Annotated in this window: 13 protein-coding genes; 8 read left to right on the plus strand and 5 right to left on the minus strand. The window is 71.9% G+C overall.

The genetic code is table 11. The features are described 5' to 3' along the window. Genes JI739_RS01470 through JI739_RS01480 form a run of 3 tightly spaced genes read left to right on the plus strand, consistent with a single transcriptional unit; the run spans position 1 to position 4504 of the window. Complete coding sequence (locus tag JI739_RS01470; RefSeq protein ID WP_201682064.1) at positions 1–2361, plus strand: ABC transporter permease; 2361 nt, start codon at positions 1–3, stop codon at positions 2359–2361. Between the two features lie 2 nt (positions 2362–2363). Beyond that, positions 2364–3554, plus strand: a complete 1191-nt coding sequence (locus JI739_RS01475) for an efflux RND transporter periplasmic adaptor subunit (protein ID WP_201682065.1) — start codon at positions 2364–2366, stop codon at positions 3552–3554. Positions 3555–3562: 8 nt separating this feature from the next. After that, the gene (locus tag JI739_RS01480; protein ID WP_201682066.1) at positions 3563–4504 is read left to right on the plus strand and encodes a 1-phosphofructokinase family hexose kinase; all 942 of its coding nucleotides are present in this window, start codon (positions 3563–3565) and stop codon (positions 4502–4504) included. A gap of 234 nt (positions 4505–4738) precedes the next feature. Here JI739_RS01480 and JI739_RS01485 read toward each other — a convergent pair whose 3' ends face one another. Next, a complete protein-coding gene (locus JI739_RS01485; RefSeq protein WP_201682067.1) occupies positions 4739–6097 on the minus strand; it encodes an MBL fold metallo-hydrolase RNA specificity domain-containing protein in 1359 nt (452 codons plus the stop codon). Between the two features lie 138 nt (positions 6098–6235). On the opposite strand from JI739_RS01485, the gene JI739_RS01490 reads away from it, so the two are divergent. The 3 genes from JI739_RS01490 to JI739_RS01500 all read left to right on the plus strand — a co-directional run bounded on the left by JI739_RS01490 (position 6236) and on the right by JI739_RS01500 (position 9498). Beyond that, entirely contained in the window at positions 6236–6688 is a 453-nt protein-coding gene (locus JI739_RS01490) for a universal stress protein (protein WP_201682068.1), read from the plus strand. Positions 6689–6694: 6 nt separating this feature from the next. Next, a complete protein-coding gene (locus tag JI739_RS01495; RefSeq protein WP_201682069.1) occupies positions 6695–8125 on the plus strand; it encodes a bifunctional aminoglycoside phosphotransferase/ATP-binding protein in 1431 nt (476 codons plus the stop codon). Positions 8126–8229: 104 nt separating this feature from the next. Further along, complete coding sequence (locus JI739_RS01500; RefSeq protein ID WP_201682070.1) at positions 8230–9498, plus strand: phospholipase D-like domain-containing protein; 1269 nt, start codon at positions 8230–8232, stop codon at positions 9496–9498. A 121-nt stretch (positions 9499–9619) separates the two neighbouring features. On the opposite strand, the gene JI739_RS01505 is transcribed toward JI739_RS01500, so the two are convergent. The 4 genes from JI739_RS01505 to JI739_RS01515 form a co-directional block, all read right to left on the minus strand. Then, positions 9620–10684: a PAS domain-containing sensor histidine kinase gene (locus JI739_RS01505; RefSeq protein ID WP_201682071.1), complete on the minus strand. Its 1065-nt coding sequence runs from the start codon at positions 10682–10684 to the stop codon at positions 9620–9622. A 125-nt stretch (positions 10685–10809) separates the two neighbouring features. Then, on the minus strand, positions 10810–12024 hold the full coding sequence (locus JI739_RS01510; RefSeq protein WP_201682072.1) for a bactofilin family protein: 1215 nt from the start codon (positions 12022–12024) through the stop codon (positions 10810–10812). A 125-nt stretch (positions 12025–12149) separates the two neighbouring features. Beyond that, complete coding sequence (locus tag JI739_RS24680) at positions 12150–12275, minus strand: hypothetical protein (protein ID WP_255520152.1); 126 nt, start codon at positions 12273–12275, stop codon at positions 12150–12152. A 139-nt stretch (positions 12276–12414) separates the two neighbouring features. Beyond that, positions 12415–15153 (minus strand): cation-translocating P-type ATPase, encoded by a 2739-nt coding sequence (locus tag JI739_RS01515; RefSeq protein ID WP_201682073.1) that lies wholly within the window; start codon positions 15151–15153, stop codon positions 12415–12417. Positions 15154–15278: 125 nt separating this feature from the next. On the opposite strand from JI739_RS01515, the gene JI739_RS01520 reads away from it, so the two are divergent. Continuing rightward, a complete protein-coding gene (locus tag JI739_RS01520; protein ID WP_201682074.1) occupies positions 15279–15533 on the plus strand; it encodes a type II toxin-antitoxin system HicA family toxin in 255 nt (84 codons plus the stop codon). A gap of 14 nt (positions 15534–15547) precedes the next feature. Continuing rightward, complete coding sequence (locus JI739_RS01525; protein ID WP_201682075.1) at positions 15548–16063, plus strand: type II toxin-antitoxin system HicB family antitoxin; 516 nt, start codon at positions 15548–15550, stop codon at positions 16061–16063. The last annotated feature ends 5 nt before the right edge of the window (positions 16064–16068 follow it).

Consider the following 16068-nt stretch of genomic DNA (forward strand, 5'->3'; position numbering starts at 1 on the left):
ATGCGCGCCCTCGACCGCAAGGTGCTGCGCGACCTGCGCCTGCTGTGGAGCCAGGCGCTCACCATCGCGCTGGTGGTGGCCAGCGGCATCGGCGGCTTCCTGGCCACGCTGTCGGCCGTCGACTCGCTGGCGCGGGCCCGCGACGACTTCTACGCCAGCGGCCGCTTCGCCGACGTGTTCGCCGCCGTCAAGCGGGCGCCCAACGCCATGGCCTCGCGCCTGCTGGAGGTGCCCGGCGTGCTCGACGTGCAGACCACGGTGGAGCACTTCGCGCGGGTCACGGTGCCCGGCAGCCCGGACCCGGTGATCGGCCAACTCATCGGCCTCGATGCCGAGCGGCCGCAGCGGCTGAACCGGGTGCAGCTGCGCTCGGGCCGCTGGCCACAGGGTGCCAGCGGCGGCGAGCTGGAGGCGGTGGTGACCGAAAGCTTCGCGCAGGCGCACGGCCTGCGCCCCGGCGCCGCGGTCTCCGCGCTGGTCAACGGCAAGCGCCGCAACCTGCGCATCACCGGCACCGCGCTCTCGCCCGAGTACATCTTCGGCGGCCTGTTCGGCATGCCGGACCTGCGCGCCTTCGGCGTCTTCTGGGTGGACCACGACGAACTCGCCGCCGCCACCGACATGGCCGGCGCCTTCAACCGGGTGGCGATCAAGCTGGCCCCCGGGGCTTCCGAGCCGAGGGTGCTGGACGAGGTGACGCGGCGGCTGGCCGGCCAGGGTGGCGCGCCCGCCCACGGCCGCACGGAACAAGCCTCGCACGCCATGCTGGACAACGAGATCCGCGAGCAGCGCGTGCTGGGCACGGTGCTGCCGGTCATCCTGCTGGCCGTGGCCGGCTTCCTGCTGCACGTGGTCAGCGCGCGCCTGGTGGCCACCCAGCGCGAACAGGTGGCCGCCCTCAAGGCGCTGGGGTACGGCAACGCGTCCATCGCGCTGCACTACCTGAAGCTGGTCGCGCCCATGGTGCTGGGCGGTTTCGTGCTGGGCCTGGCGCTGGGCCATTGGATGGGCACCGGCCTCACCGGGCTGTATGCCGAGTTCTTCCGATTCCCCGATTTCCACTACCGCCTGGCGCCGGGGCTGGCTCTTGTCGGGCTGGTGCTGGTGACCGTGACCGCCGTGCTGGGCACCTTGACCGCCGTGGCCGCCACCGTGCGGCTGTCCCCGGCCGAGGCCATGCAGCCGCCGGCACCGGGCCGCTATCGCCGCGCCCTGCTCGAGCGCATTCCCCACCTGCGCCTGGCGCCCAGCCTGCGCATGATCGTGCGCAACCTGGAGCGTCGGCCCTTGCGCGCGGCGGTCACCATCGGCGGCATGGCCGTGGCGGTGGCCATCGTGATCATGGGAAATTTCCTGCGCGACGCGATGGACGTGATCGTGGACACGCAGTTCAATCTCGCAATGCGCGGCGACCTGATCGTGTGGACCACCGAGCCGGTGCACGCGATCGCCGGCCGCGAACTGGCCCGGCTGCCCGGCGTGCTGCAGGTGGAGGCCGGACGCCGGCTGGAAGTGCGCTTCTCGAACGGATCGCGCAGCGAAAAAGGCCTGCTCGACTCCTACCCCGCCGCGCCCCGGCTGCAGCGGGTGGTGGACGTGGACCAGGTGAGCCGCCCGCCCGGCCACCACGGCGTGCTGATGACGGACCGGCTGGCCCGCAAGCTGGGGCTGCAGCCCGGCGACTCCGTGACCGTGGAGGTGCGCGAGGGGGCGCGCGAGGTGCTGCGGCTGGTGGTCGAGCGCACCGTGCGCGACATGATGGGGCTGAACGCCTTCATCGAGCGCGACACCCTCAACCGCGCGCTGGGCGACGGCGACCTGGCCAACTTCTTCAGCCTGCGCACCGGCGCCGGCGGCGTGACCCCCGTGCTGGAGGCGACCCAGCAACTGCCCAAGGTGGCCGGTGCCTTCAGCAAGGCGACCCTGCTGCGCAACATGCAGGAAGTCAGCGCGCGCAACGTGCTGATCATGAGCTCCATCCTCACCGCCTTCGCCGCGGTGATCGCCGTCGGCGTGGTCTACAACAACGCCCGCATCGCGCTGGCCGAGCGCACCTGGGAACTGGCCAGCCTGCGGGTGCTGGGCTTCACCCGCGCCGAAGTCTCGGTGCTGCTGCTGGGCGAGCTGGCCATCGGCATCGGGCTGGCGCTGCCACTGGGCATGGCCCTGGGCTGGGCGCTCACGCACGGCGTGGTGGGGTTGATGCAATCCGACCAGTTCATGTTCCCGGTGGTGATCCGTCCGCGCACCTACGCCTGGGCCGGGCTGTGCGTGGTCGCCGCGGGGGTGGCCAGCGCCATGGTGGTGCGCCGGCGCATCGACCGGCTGGACATGGTGGCCGCCTTGAAGACAAGGGAATGACGATGAACAAGCGCAGGGTCCTGGTGTGGGGCGGCACGGCGGTGGCCGTGGTCGCCGTCCTGGCGTGGGCGTTCGCGCCGCGCCCGGTGCCGGTCGAGACCGCGGTCGTGATGACGGGGCATTTCGAGGAAAGCATCGAGGAGGACGCCCGCACCCGCGTGCGGGACCGCTACACCGTCTCGGTGCCGGTGGCCTCGCGGCTGGTCCGCATCGTGCTGCGCGAGGGCGACCGGGTGGCCGCGGGCGACACCGTGGCGGAGCTGCTGCCTGCCCTGCCGTCCATGATCGACGAGCGCAGCGCGCGCGAGGCCGCCGCGCGGCTGGCGGCGGCGCGGGCCGGCGTGCAGCGGGCCGGGGCGGCCGTGGAGCGGGCCCGCATCGCGGTCGACGAGGCCCGCATCGAACTCGACCGCAACGAGCGGCTGGCCCGCGATGGCTTCGTCTCCGGCGCCCGGCTCGACACGCTGCGGCTGGCCCTGCAAACCGCGCAGCGCGGCCACGAGGCCGCGCGGGCCGAGCGCGAGATGGCGCTGCAGGAACAGGCCCAGGCCGCCGCCGTGCTGCAGCCCGTGGGGCAGGCGCGGACCGGGCAGCCGCTGCCCGTGCGCGCGCCGATCGACGGCGTGGTGCTGAGGATCGCGCAGCAAAGCGAGGCCACGCTGGTGGCCGGCACCCCGCTGCTGGAGATCGGCGACCCGGCGCGCATGGAGGTGGTGGCCGAGCTGCTGACCACCGACGCGGTGCAGGCCCGGCCCGGCCGGCGGGTCGTGATCGAACGCTGGGGCGGACCGCCCGTCGAGGGCGTCGTGCGGCGGGTCGAGCCGGCGGCGTTCACCAAGGTCTCGGCCCTCGGCGTCGAGGAGCAGCGGGTCAAGGTGCTGATCGACCTGCAGCGCCCGCCCGAGGGCTGGCAGGTCATGGGCGACGGCTTCCGCGTGACGGCCCGCATCGTCACGCAGAGCGTGGACCGGGCGGTGCTGGTGCCGGTGGGCGCCCTCTTCCCCTTCGCCGACGGCGGCCTGGCCGCCTACCGCATCGACGGCGGCCGCGCGCGCCTCCAGCCGGTGGAGGTGGCGGGCCGCAACGGCAGTGAGGCCTGGGTGCGCGAAGGCCTGCAACCCGGGCAGAGCGTCATCGTCTATCCACCGCCTTCGGTGTCCGATGGCCAGCGGGTACAGGTGCGCAAGCCATGATCGAGTCCATGACCCTCCTGACTTTCACGCCCAACCCCGCGGTGGACCTGGCGACCCGCACGCCCAGGATCGAGCCCACGCACAAGCTGCGCTGCACCGCGGCGCAGGTGCATCCCGGCGGCGGCGGCATCAACGTGGCCCGCGTGATCGCGCGGCTGGGCGGCACAGCCACGGCCGTGTACCCGGCCGGCGGCCCGGCCGGCGAGCGGCTGCAGCAGCTGGTGGCGGCCGAAGGCGTGCATGCGCGGGTGGTGCGCATCGCCGGCGAAACCCGCGAGAACTTCTCGGTGCTGGACGAAGGTTCGGGCGACGAATACCGCTTCGTGCTGCCCGGGCCCACCTTGTCCGGACGCGAGTGGCTGGCCTGCCTGGAGCATGTCGCCGCGGCGGTGCCGGACTCCGGCTGGGTGGTGGCCAGCGGCAGCTTGCCGCTGGGCGTCGCCTCCGATGGCTACGCCCAGCTCGCCGGGCTGCTGGCACCCCACGGCGCCCACCTGGTCCTGGACGCCTCGGGCCCCAGCCTCGCCAGCGCGCTGCAGGCCGGGGTGCACCTGGTCAAGCCCAGCCTGCGTGAGCTGCAGGAACTCACCGGCCACGCCCTGCCGGACACCCCGTCGCGCCTGGCCGCCTGCCGCGGCCTGATCGAGCGCGGCCAGGCCCGGTGGGTGGCGCTGTCCATGGGGGCGGAAGGCGCCTTGCTGGTCGGCGCCGGCGGCGCCTGGAAGGCGGACGCCGTCCCGGTGACGGTGGCCAGCACGATCGGCGCGGGCGACAGCTTCCTGGCCGGGCTGGTGTGGGTCCTGTCGAGAGAGGACCACCCGGAAGAGGCGCTGCGGTTCGCGATGGCGGCGGCGGCGGCGGCGCTGCTGCAGCCGGGCACGGCCTTGTGCGACCCGGCGCAGGTGCAGCGGCTGCTGCCGCAGGTGCGGGTGGAGGCGGTGGCGTTCTGAGGCTTGCCAAGACCGCCGGAGCTAACGGCAAGAGGAAGTCTGGCTTCAACCCAGGGCCGAGCGCAGCGACGGCCCGTGAAGAAAATCCCCTGTGGCTGCGCCGAGGAGCGCCGGGTGGCGGGGGAAAAGAAGCGCAGATGTCTGAGCCCCGCAGGAGCTCAGGGCGAACGGAGTGGGTGCAGGCTCGCGGCGAACGCGGTGGGTGCAGGCTCGCGGCGAACGGAGTGGGCGGGCTCAGGCGAGTACCACCCGCTGCCCCTGCTCCGGCACCGTCACCGCCCACCCCAGCCGCCGCTCCAGCCGCTGGCGCAAGGCATCGGCCGCATCCGGCTCGCCATGCGTCACGAAGGCGCGGCGCGGGGCGTGCGCCATCTGGCGTAGCCACGCCTCCAGCTGCGACGCATCGGCATGGCCCGACAAGGCATCGAGCACCGCCACCTCGGCCCGGATCGGGATGTCCTCGCCGTGGATGCGCACCGAGTCGGCCCCGTCGCGCAGCTTGGCCCCGCGCGTGCCGCCGGCCTGGAAGCCCACCAGCAGGATGGTGTTGCGCCGGTCCGGGCCGAAGGCCTTGAGGTGATGCACCACCCGCCCGCCGGTGGCCATGCCACTGCCGGCGATGATCACCATCGGCCCACGGCGCGCGTTGAGTTCACGTGATTCGTCGACCGTGCGCACGATGTGCGCCGCCTCCTCCATCGCCCGGCACTCGGTGCTCGACAGGCGCAGCTCCTGCGAGTGGCGGCTGAAGACGCCCAGCGCGTCGGCGGCCATCGGGCTGTTCAGGTAGACCGGCAGGTGGTGGATGCGACCCTGCTTCTTGAGCAGGTCGATGCAGTGCAGCAGCGTCTGCGCGCGCCCGACCGCGAAGGCCGGGATCACCACGGTGCCGCCACGGGCCGAGGTTCGGTTGATGACCTGCGCCAGCTGCTCCAGCACGTCCACCTCCAGGTGCAGGCGGTCGCCGTAGGTCGATTCGGTGACCACGTAGTCGGCGGCCGGCGGCGGCTCCGGCGCGCGAAGCACCCGGTCGTCGGGGCGGCCCAGGTCTCCACTGAACAGGACCGAGGTGTGGCCGTCGGCCAGTCGCAGATGCGCGGCGCCCGGCATGTGGCCCGCACGCCCCAGACGGGCATGCAGGCCGCGCACCGGCTCCCAGTCCTGGTGCCAGGGCACGGTCTCGAACAAGCGCAGGCTGTGTTCGGCATCCTCGCGCGTGTACAACGGCAAGGCCGGCGTGTGCTTGCTGAAGCGGTGCCGGTTGGCGTACTCGGCCTCCTCCTCCTGCAGCCCGCCGCTGTCCGGCAGCATGATGCGGCACAGATCGCGGGTGGGCGCGGTGCAGTACACCGGGCCGCGAAAGCCCTGCTTCCACAGCCGCGGCAGATAGCCGCTGTGGTCGATGTGCGCATGCGTGAGCACGATGGCGTCGAGACGCGCGGCCGCCGCGGGCAGAGGTTCCCAGTTGCGCAGGCGAAGCTGCTTGTAGCCCTGGAACAGGCCGCAGTCGACCAGCAGGTGGCGCCCGCCCGAGGCCACGAGGTATTTCGAACCGGTGACGGTGCCGGTCGCGCCGAGGAAGGTGAGGTCCATGGCGAATCAGCATACGCCCGGCACAGCCACGATCCCGGCTCATCACGGGGTGCGCGGGCGACGATGTGCCCGGGACTTGACGCAGCTCAACTCGAGCGGCACGACCCCCCCGAAGATGGCGGGCGACAGGAGGTGAACATGTACAAGCGAATCATGGTGGCCGTCGACGGCAGCGACCCTTCCAACCAGGCGCTCGCAGCGGCCCTGCAGCTGGCCGCCGAGTCCGGCGGGCAGGTGCGGCTGGTGCACGTGCTGGACGAACTCGACTTCGTCTCCGGCTATGGCTGGGCCCCCGACCTGGTGGCCACCGCCAGGCGGCAGGCCGGCGAGCTGCTACAGGCGGGCGAGCGGCGCGCCGAGGCGGCCGGTGTGCCGGTCCATTCGCACCTGATCGACGCACCCGGCGAGCGGGTGGGCGACCTGATCGCCCGGGACGCCGAGGACTGGGACGCCGACCTGCTGGTCACGGGCACCCATGGCCGGCGCGGCGTCGCCCGTGCGGTGCTCGGAAGCGGCGCCGAACAGATCCTGCGCGCGGCCCCGGTGCCGGTGCTGGTGGTCCGCTCGGGCGACCCCCTGGCCTGCGACTGAGGCGGCATGCGCGCCGACGAGTCCGACGGCGAATGGGTCCGCCGCCTGGCACGGTCGCTTGGCGCCGAGCTCGTCGAGACCCACATCTCCTGGGTGCTGCTGACCGGCACCGAGGCCTACAAGCTGAAGAAGCCGCTGCGCCTGCCCTTCCTCGACTACTCGACCCCCGGGCAGCGGCAGCAGGCCTGCGAAGAGGAAGTCCGGCTCAACGCGCGCCTGGCACCCTCGCTCTACCTGGGCGTGTCACGCGTGACCGGGCCGCGCGAGTCACCGGCCATCGACGGCCCCGGCGAGCTGCTCGACCACGCGGTGCGGATGCGGCGCTTTCCCCGCGGCGCGCTGTTCAGCGAGCAGCTGGCCGCCGGCGTGCTGCGCGAGGAGTCCGTCGATCGGCTGGCCCGTCGCATCGCCGGCCTGCACCGCACGGCGGCGGCCTGCACCGAAGGCTTCGACCCCGACGAGCCTGGCCGGCGCGCCTTCGCCGCCCGCGAAGGCGCAGCGTCCCTGCTGGCCGCGCCAGATGCCGAGTTCCTGGGCGGCTGGCTGCGGGACAGCGCGCGCGACTCGCTGGCGCTGCGGGCGCAGCGCTTTCACGGCGGCCACGTGCGCGAAGGCCACGGCGACCTGCACCTGGACAACCTGGTGACCCTGGACGGTGAAGTCACCGCCTTCGACTGCATCGAATTCGACCCGGCGCTGCGCTTCATCGACGTCATCGACGACGCCTGCTTTCCCTTGATGGACTTCGCCGCGCGCGGCCGGGCCGACCTCGGCTGGCGCTTCTTCAATGGCTGGCTGGACGAGACGGGCGAGCACGGCGGGCTGCCGCTGCTGCGGCATGGGCTGGTTTATCGCGCCCTGGTGCGGGCGCAGGTCGAGTCGCTGCGGGGTCGCGCGGCGGCGGCGCAAAGCTATGCAGCGACCGCCTTGTCGTTTGCCCGGCCTGCCGCGGCGCGGCTGGCCATCACCCACGGCCTTCCCGGCTCCGGCAAGACCGTGGCTTCGCAGCGGATGCTGCAGGCGGGGGGCGCGATCCGCCTGCGCACCGACGTCGAACGCAAGCGGCTGTTCGGCCTGAGGCCGCTGGACCGCTCGGCCGATCTCGGCGTGGACCTGTACAGCGCCGAAGCCACGCGCCGCACCTACGCGCACGTGCTCGAGCTGGCTGGCCAGGCACTGGCCTGCGGCTGGCCGGTGGTGATCGACGGCGCGTTCCTGCGGCACGCCGAACGAGACCGGGCGCGCGCCCTGGCAAGCCGCCTGGGCGTGGAATTCGGCATCGCCCACTGCGCGGCGCCGCTGGCTGAACTGCGGCGGCGACTGATGGCACGACAAGGCGATGCCTCCGAAGCGGACGTGCAGGTCCTGGAGCAGTTGAGCCTGCAGGCCGAGCCGCTGTCGACGGACGAGCAAGGCCTGGTGCTGGATGTGCCCTGATCCCGCGTGGCAGCGCCCGCGGCAACCCGGACGCCGCGATTCGCGGCACCATCGCAGGCGTTGAAGGCCCTGGAGCGGGGCCGTGCCCAAGGGACATCCGGACGATGCTGTACGTAGCCGGTGTGGTCGTGTTCGTGCTGTTGGCGCTGCTGGCCCTGCTGGTGGCCGTGCTGTGGTCCATCCGCCGCCAGCGCGACGTGCAGCTGAGCATGACCAGCGACGCCGGCATCGCCCAGCTGCTGCCCTCGCTGGCCGGCGTGACGCTGGCGCCGCTGGTGGATGGCAATACCGTCGATCTACTGGAGAACGGCCGCTACTTCGACGTGCTGCTCGATCGCATCCGCCGCGCCCGGTGCTCGGTGCACCTGGAAACCTTCCTGTGGAAGGACGGCGAAATCGGGCGGCTGCTGGCCCGTACCCTGGCCGATGCCGCGCGTCGCGGCTGCACGGTGCGACTGGTGCTCGATGCCAACGGTTGCCGGCGCATCGGCCAGGCCAACGTCGACCTCCTGCGCGAGGCCGGCTGCCGCGTCGCCTTCTTCCACGACAACGCCCTGCGCAACATCGGCGTGCTGAACAACCGCGACCACCGCAAGCTGGTGGTGCTGGATGGACGCGAAGCCATCGTCGGCGGGCATTGCGTGGTCGATACCTGGCTGGGCAACGCCGAGGACCACGTGCACAACGCCGACCTCAGCGTGCTGGTGCGCGGACCGGTGGTCCATGCGCTGCAGGGCGTGTTCAGCGAGAACTGGATCGCCGAGACCGGCGAGGTCTTCAGCGGAATTGACGAGTTTCCGCCGCTGCAGCGGGCGGGCGACATCGCCATCCACCCGGCCTACCTCAAGCCCGACGGCTCGGCGCCGGCGGTGAAGATCCTCCACCACACCGTGATCGGCCTGGCGCGCGAGCGCATCCGCATCCAGAACCCGTACTTCATTCCGCAGCCCGCGGCCATCGATGCGTTCGGCGATGCGGTGGCCCGCGGGGTGGACGTGCAGGTGCTGGTGCCGGCGACCACCGGCTCGGACAACCCCAAGGTGCAGCACGCGGCGCACCGCAATTTCGAAAAGCTGCTGCGCTGCGGCGTGCGCATCTTCGAGTACCCGCACACGCTGCTGCACCAGAAGGTGATGACGGTGGACGGGGTGTGGAGCGCCATCGGTTCGAGCAATTTCGACGACCGCTCGTTCGAGACCAACTACGAACTCACGCTGGGCATCCTGGACGCCAAGCTGGCGGCGCGGCTGGACGCCATCTTCGCCCGCTACGCCGAGCGCGCCGAGGAGATCGAGCTGGAGGCCTGGAGCCGGCGCGGCGCCTGGCACAAGCTGAAGGACAACACCTGCTACCTGTTCCACCTGCTGCTCTGACGGGCCGGTCGCCCGACCGGCCGGGGGTCAGGAGCATCGGCAGCGCGACCGCCGTGACCCGCTGGCCCAGCCGGCCGGAGAGGCCACGCGGGGACCGCGGCGGCCACTTCATGGAACGGGTTCAGTGCGCCGCGCGGTCCGGCAGCCGCACCAGCACGGTGGTCCCGGCCCCCGGCGCGCTGCGGACTTCCACGGCGCCGCCCAGCAGGTGCGCCCGCTCGCGCAGGCCCAGCAGGCCCAGCGACTCCGGCCGCCGCGCCGCACCGGTCGCAAAGCCGACGCCGTCGTCCCGCACCGACAGGACCAGCGCGTCGGCGTCGCGGTCGAGCCGCACCCGCACCCGGTGGGCACGGGCGTGCTTGCGCACGTTGACCAGGGCTTCCTGCACGATGCGAAAGACCGCCGTCGCGTGCGGCTCGCCCACCTCCAGGTCTTCGTCCATCTCGAGCTCGCAAGCCACCTCGGCACGCTGGCTGAAGGACTGCGCCAGCCACTGCAAGGCGGCGGCCAGGCCGAGGTCGTCGAGCACCGGCGGCCGCAGGTCGGCGGCGATGCGCCGGGTCGCGGCCGCGCTCGCGTCGAGCAGCGACTCCATTTCCTGCAGCTTGCGGTCCATCGCCTCGGGATCGCGCCCGCGCTGCCCGCGCAGCCAGTGCAGGTCCATCTTGAGGGCGGTGAGCGACTGCGCCAGCTCGTCGTGCAGTTCGCGGGCGATGCGCGCCTTCTCCTGCTCACGCGCCTGGCTGGCTTCGCTGGCGAAAGCCATCAGCTCCCGCTGCGCCTGCACCCGCTCGGACACGTCGCGCAGGATCACCGAGTAAAGCTTGCCCTCCTCCGTGTCGATCTGCGAGATGGACGCCTCCATCGGGAACTCCTGCCCATCGGCGCGCAGCCCGACGATCACCGAACCGGGGCCACCTCCCATGCGACGGGTGGTGGTGCCGGTCTGGCCGAAGTGCCGCACCGCCGCGGCGTGCGCTCCGCGGAAGCGCTCGGGCAACAGCAGCGCCAAGGGTCGGCCCAGCGCCTGCTCGGCCGGCCAGCCGAAGATCTTTTCGGCAGCCCGGTTGTAAAGGACGATGTGCTGCGACTCGTCCACCGAGATGATCGCGTCCATGGCCGAGTCGAGCAGACTCGCCAGGCGTATCGCGACATGGGCCTCGGCCTGCCACGCGGAACCTGCCATGAAGCACCCCCTGCACCTGGATCGGAGCCAAACAGACTAGGCGCCGGGAGGGCCTGATGCAAGTCGGATCGCCCTGCCCGCCTTTGCCCCGGAACGCATGGGCTCGACAGCCGTGGCTCGGTGCCTCAGGCCGGGAACACGTCGCGCCCTGGCAGCGGCGGTTCGGCAGAGGGTAAAGGCCGCGTCGCTTCGCCCGCCCGGTGCGCCCGCACCTGCAGCACACCTGCCCCCAGGCCGGCCAGGCTCAGCAGACCCACGAACAAGCCGCCGGCCACCGGCACCAGCCCGAGCAGCAGCACCACCACCCCGGCGAGCGCGAACGGGACCAGGCGGCTGGCGGTGCGGGCCGCGCCCGCCCGCTGCCGCAGCCCGGCCGGCAGCAGGCGCGCGAGGCCGAGCACGCCGAGCACGAAGCCCGCCAGCAGCAGCACCGGGTAGGCCATCAGCAGCACCATGCCCAGCGGAATGCCGAGGACGGTGACGAACATGAGCACCGCCAGCAGCGGCAGCGCCAGCGTCGTCGCCAGGCCAACGCCCAGGCAGGCCCAGGGCGAGCGGCGCAGGCGCTCCGGCGCAGCCGCGGTGAAGCGCGGCAGCAGCCAGAGGAACAAGGCCGCGAAGGCGAACACGGCCAGCGCCATGAACACCGCCCCGGATACGCCGAGTCCGGGCGAGGCCTGCCGCGGCGGACGGGCCGGCGGGCTCGCGGCGGTCGCTTCGCGGGTCACCGCGCCGGACACCACCGCGCCCTCGGCACGGACGATCTCGGCCGGCGAGCTGTACGACAGCGGGCCCATCAGCCGCGCCCTGGGGCCGAGCTCGATGCGCTCGCCCGCCAGCCGCGCCGGGCCACGCACCTCGCCATCGATCAGGATCTTCTGCGCCCGCGCCCGCAGCGCGCCCTCGACCCGCCCCTGCACCGTCACGCTGGCGCCGCTCAGGTCGGCCGCCCCGCCGACCACGGCGTTGGGCCGCACAGCGACGTCGGCCCCGGCCGCGAAGAGATCGCCGCCGACCTGGTCCTCGATGCTGATGGCGCCGCCCACCACCCGCAGGTCTTCGGCGATGCGGGCGCGCAGGTCGACCGCGCCAGCGGCCAACGCGGCGTCGCCACCGACGGGCTGGTCGATGACGATGCGCCCACCCGCCGCCATCAGGTCCCCGGTGACGGGGCCGGGACGGACCTGTCCGCCGGCGGTGTAGACATTGCCCGAGCTTGGCGCCGGCGCCGGGTTGCCGGACCCGGCCAGCGCCGAACCGGCCAGCCCGAGCGCGAGCGCGAACACGGCCGCCTCGAACAGGCGCGGGCAGGCGCGCGACAACACCTTCGAAAGGGTCATGAGGAACTCCTGTGCAGGGTTGGAACCCCGGGCAGCAGCGGCTCGGGGAACCCCAATCTATCGCCGCGGGCGCGCGCCGCGAATGATCGACGTCAAGTCGCGGCCAGGGCGCGCGGCCGATGCCCTCATCGGCAACTGACCATCACCTGCTTCAGGTCGAGCTCGCCAGCCAGGATCTTCTCGATCGCGTCCTGCTCGAAGGTGCGCATGCCGCCGGCGATCGCGCGCCGCAGGATCTCGGACGAGGACATCCGCTGCTGGAGAGCCCGAAGTAGAGCAGGCGCACCACGCTCTCGGCGGCGGTGTTGGCATGGTCGAGTGGCCCGGCATCTGACGCAGGTCAAGGCTCATGCGTGGAACGGGCGTCGCCCGAGCCCCGCCCCCCGCGCGTCAGGGGCGGCCGGACGCGGTGTCGAAACGGTCCAGCGGCGCCGGGCCCGCTCCGGGCGAGTCCGCACCGCGCCGCCGCGTCAGCCACTTCTCGGCCTCCAGCAGCAGCATCAGCGCCACGCCCGCACCCATGGCCATCGCCAGTTCCGCGAGCGACAGCGGCACGGTGGCGAACCAGCGGTTCATCGCGGGCAGGTAGGTGAAGGCCGCCTGCGCGAGCACCAGTGCGCCGATGGCCAGCAGCACCGCCGGCGTGCCCAGCGCCCCGCGCCAGGTGAAGGAACGCATGCCCAGGTAGCGCACGTTGAACAGGTAGCCGATCTCCATCGCGATCAGGGCATTGACGACCAGCGTGCGCGCGGCGTCCACGCTTTCGCCACGCTGCAGTTCCACCTGCAGCAGCCCCAGGGTGGCCGCGGCGAACAGCACCGACACCAGCACGATGCGCCAGAGCATGAAGCCCGAGACCAGCGGCGCCCCCACGTCGCGTGGCGGGCGGTCCATGACGCCGGGCTCGGGGGGCTCGAACGCCAGCGCGAGCCCGAGCGTGGCCGAGGTGGCCAGGTTGACCCACAGGATCTGGGCCGCCGTCATGGGCAGGGTCAGACCGAACAGCACGCAGATCACCACGCCCAGCACCTCGCCGCCGTTGGTGGGCAGCGTCCAGGCGAACACCTTGCGCACGTTGTCGAACACGGTGCGGCCCTCGTTGACCGCGTGGACGATGGAGGCGAAGTTGTCGTCCAGCAGCACCATCTCCGCCGCTTCCTTGGCGGCCTCGGTGCCCTTGATGCCCATGGCCACGCCCACGTCGGCCTGCTTCAGCGAGGGCGCGTCGTTGACGCCGTCGCCCGTCATCGCCACCACCTGCCCGCGCTGCTGCAGTGCGCGCACGATGCGCAGCTTGTGCTCGGGGCTGGTGCGGGCGAAGACCTGGGTGCGCAGCACGAGTTCGGGCAGGTCGGCATCGGCCACCTCGTCCAGGTCGGCGCCGGTGATCGCCACGGGCTCGTCGGCCAATCGGAGCTCGCGGGCGATGGCCGCGGCGGTGGCGGCATGGTCGCCCGTGATCATCTTGACCTGGATGCCGGCGTCGCGGCACTCGGCGATGGCGCGAAGCACCTCGGGGCGCGGGGGGTCCATGAAGCTCACCAGCCCCAGCACCTCGACGCCTTGCACCAGGTCCTCGAAGCGCAGCTGCGTGGTGCCGGCGGGCATGGCCTTCCAGCCGAAGGCCAGCAGGCGCTCGCCTTGCGATGCCGCGGCGTCGATGGCCTCGGTCCAGCGTTGGCGCCCGGCCGGGTCCGTGCCCCCGGCCATCTCCAGCAGCCGCTCCGGGGCGCCCTTGACGAAGGCCATGGCCTCGCCACCCGGGCCGCGATGCAGGGCGGCCATGAACCGGTGCGCGGCATCGAAGGGGATCTCGTCCAGCCGCGGCCACTGCGCCCGCTCGTGGGCCGGGTCCAGGCCGGCCTTGGCACCGAGGGCGAGCAGCGCGCCTTCCATGGGATCGCCCACCACCGACCAGGTGCCGGCCTGCAACCGCAGCTGGGCATCGTTGCACAGCACCGCGCAGCGCAGCAGCCCGGCCACCTCGGCCAGGGCGCCCGCGTCGTCGCCCTCCTGCGCCTGCAGGCTGCCGTGCGGCGCATAGCCCTCGCCTTCGACCAGCAGGACGCGCTGCTGACCGACGATGCGGCGCGCGGTCATCTCGTTGCGCGTGAGCGTGCCGGTCTTGTCGGTGCAGATCACCGAGGTGGCGCCCAGCGTCTCGACCGCGGGCAGCCGGCGGATGACCGCGTTGCGCCCCGCCATGCGCTGCACGCCGATGGCCAGGGTGACCGTGATCACCGCCGGCAGCCCCTCGGGGATCACGCTGACCGCGATGGCGACCGCCGCCAGCAGCGCCTCCACCGGATCCCAGCCCTGCAGCCAGACGGCGTAGGCAAAGAGGAGCGCTCCCGCCACCAGCACGCCCAGCGCCAGCAGCCGCCCGAAGCGGTCGACCTGCCGCAGCAGCGGCGTGGTCTCGGCCTCGACCGAGGCGACGAGCTTGCCGATGCGCCCCAGCTCGGTGCCCGACCCGGTGGCGACCACCACGCCGCTGGCCTGGCCCGACGCCACCAGCGTTCCCGAGTACGCCATGCTGTGCCGGTCGCCCAGCGGCGCCTCGGGCGGCACCGGCTGGTCGTGCTTCTGCGCCGCCATCGACTCGCCGGTCAGCAGCGCCTCGTCGATCAGCAGCCCCCGCGCGCGCAGCAGCCGCAGGTCGGCCGGCACGCGGTCGCCGGCCTCCAGCAGCACCACGTCGCCGGGAACCAGGTCGGCCACCGGCACGCTCAGGCGCTGGCCGCCGCGCAGCACATGCGCGCGCGGCGACACCAGGCTGCGGATGGCGGCCAGGGCCTTCTCCGCCTTTCCTTCCTGCAGGAAACCGACCACGGCGTTCACCAGCACCACGGCCAGGATGACGGTGGCGTCGAGCGCGTGGCCCAGGAATCCGGCGATGAGCGCGGCCGCGAGCAGCACGTAGATCAGGGTGCTGTGGAACTGCAGCAGGAAGCGCAACAGCGGGGGCCGCGCCTTGCCGACCGGCAGCTGGTTGGGTCCGTGGCGGGCCAGCCGGGTTGCGGTTTCGTCGTGGCTGAGCCCCTCGCGCTGGCTGTCGAGCGCCTGCAGCACATCGTCGGGCGACTGCGCATGCCAGGGGCGGTCTTGGGTGGAGCGGCGGTGGTCCATGCCGCCAGTGTGCGTGGCCAGGGCGGCGCGGGGTTGATGATCGTCAAGCACGGCGTGCACCTCATCGCTAAGGCGTCCCGTATTCAATAAGTAGTTACACTTCGGGCTAAACCGGCTCCTCCGAAATGTCCAAGCCTGAAAAAATCCTCGAGCGAATATCACGCAGACCGGCGGTGGCTGACATCCGGTGGGCTGAATTGAAAACAGCCTTGGAGTGGCTTGGGTTCCGGCCCATCAGCGGGAGCGGCTCCCGCATGAAATTCTTCCATGCCGACAAAAATGTGCTGATCAGCCTCCACAAGCCGCATCCAGCGCCTGAGATCGGCAAGAAGACGATCGACGATATCAGGGACTCCTTGCAACAAAACGGATTTATTTGAGACGAGGACTTGCTATGAATTTGATGCGATATCTCGGCTTCGACGGCACCGCCGAGATCGATTTGGACCGTGGCACCTGCTTCGGGAAGCTGCTCTTCATTGACGATTTGGTGACTTACGAAGCGTCTGATCCACGGGCGCTGAAGGCAGAGTTCCATGCCGCGGTCGACGACTACCTGGAAACCTGTCGTCAACTCGGGCGGCCTCCCAAGAAACCACATAGCGGGCTTTTCAATGTGAGAACGACGCCCGAGAAACACCGGGACCTGCTGCTGTGCGCAGCAGAAAGAGGCATCTCCTTGAATGCCGTCGTCAACGAAGCCATCGCGCAGTTCCTGTCTGCAAAATGCTCCGACGGCATCCCGACACCCAGCTGCACGGTGGCTGTGAACCTGGTCGACACCTTCGTCCCCAGCACCGACCCTCGGAACTTCGTCACCGTGTCGCCGAGCGGTGACACGGTCACCCCGACTCTCTTCATCGAGGCGTTCGGGGGCAGGCAGAAGGAAGCGCCGGCAAATCCGCATTAGAGGAT

The sequence above is a fragment of the Ramlibacter aurantiacus genome, from assembly GCF_016722895.1.
In the GTDB taxonomy this organism is placed as follows: domain Bacteria; phylum Pseudomonadota; class Gammaproteobacteria; order Burkholderiales; family Burkholderiaceae_C; genus Ramlibacter; species Ramlibacter aurantiacus.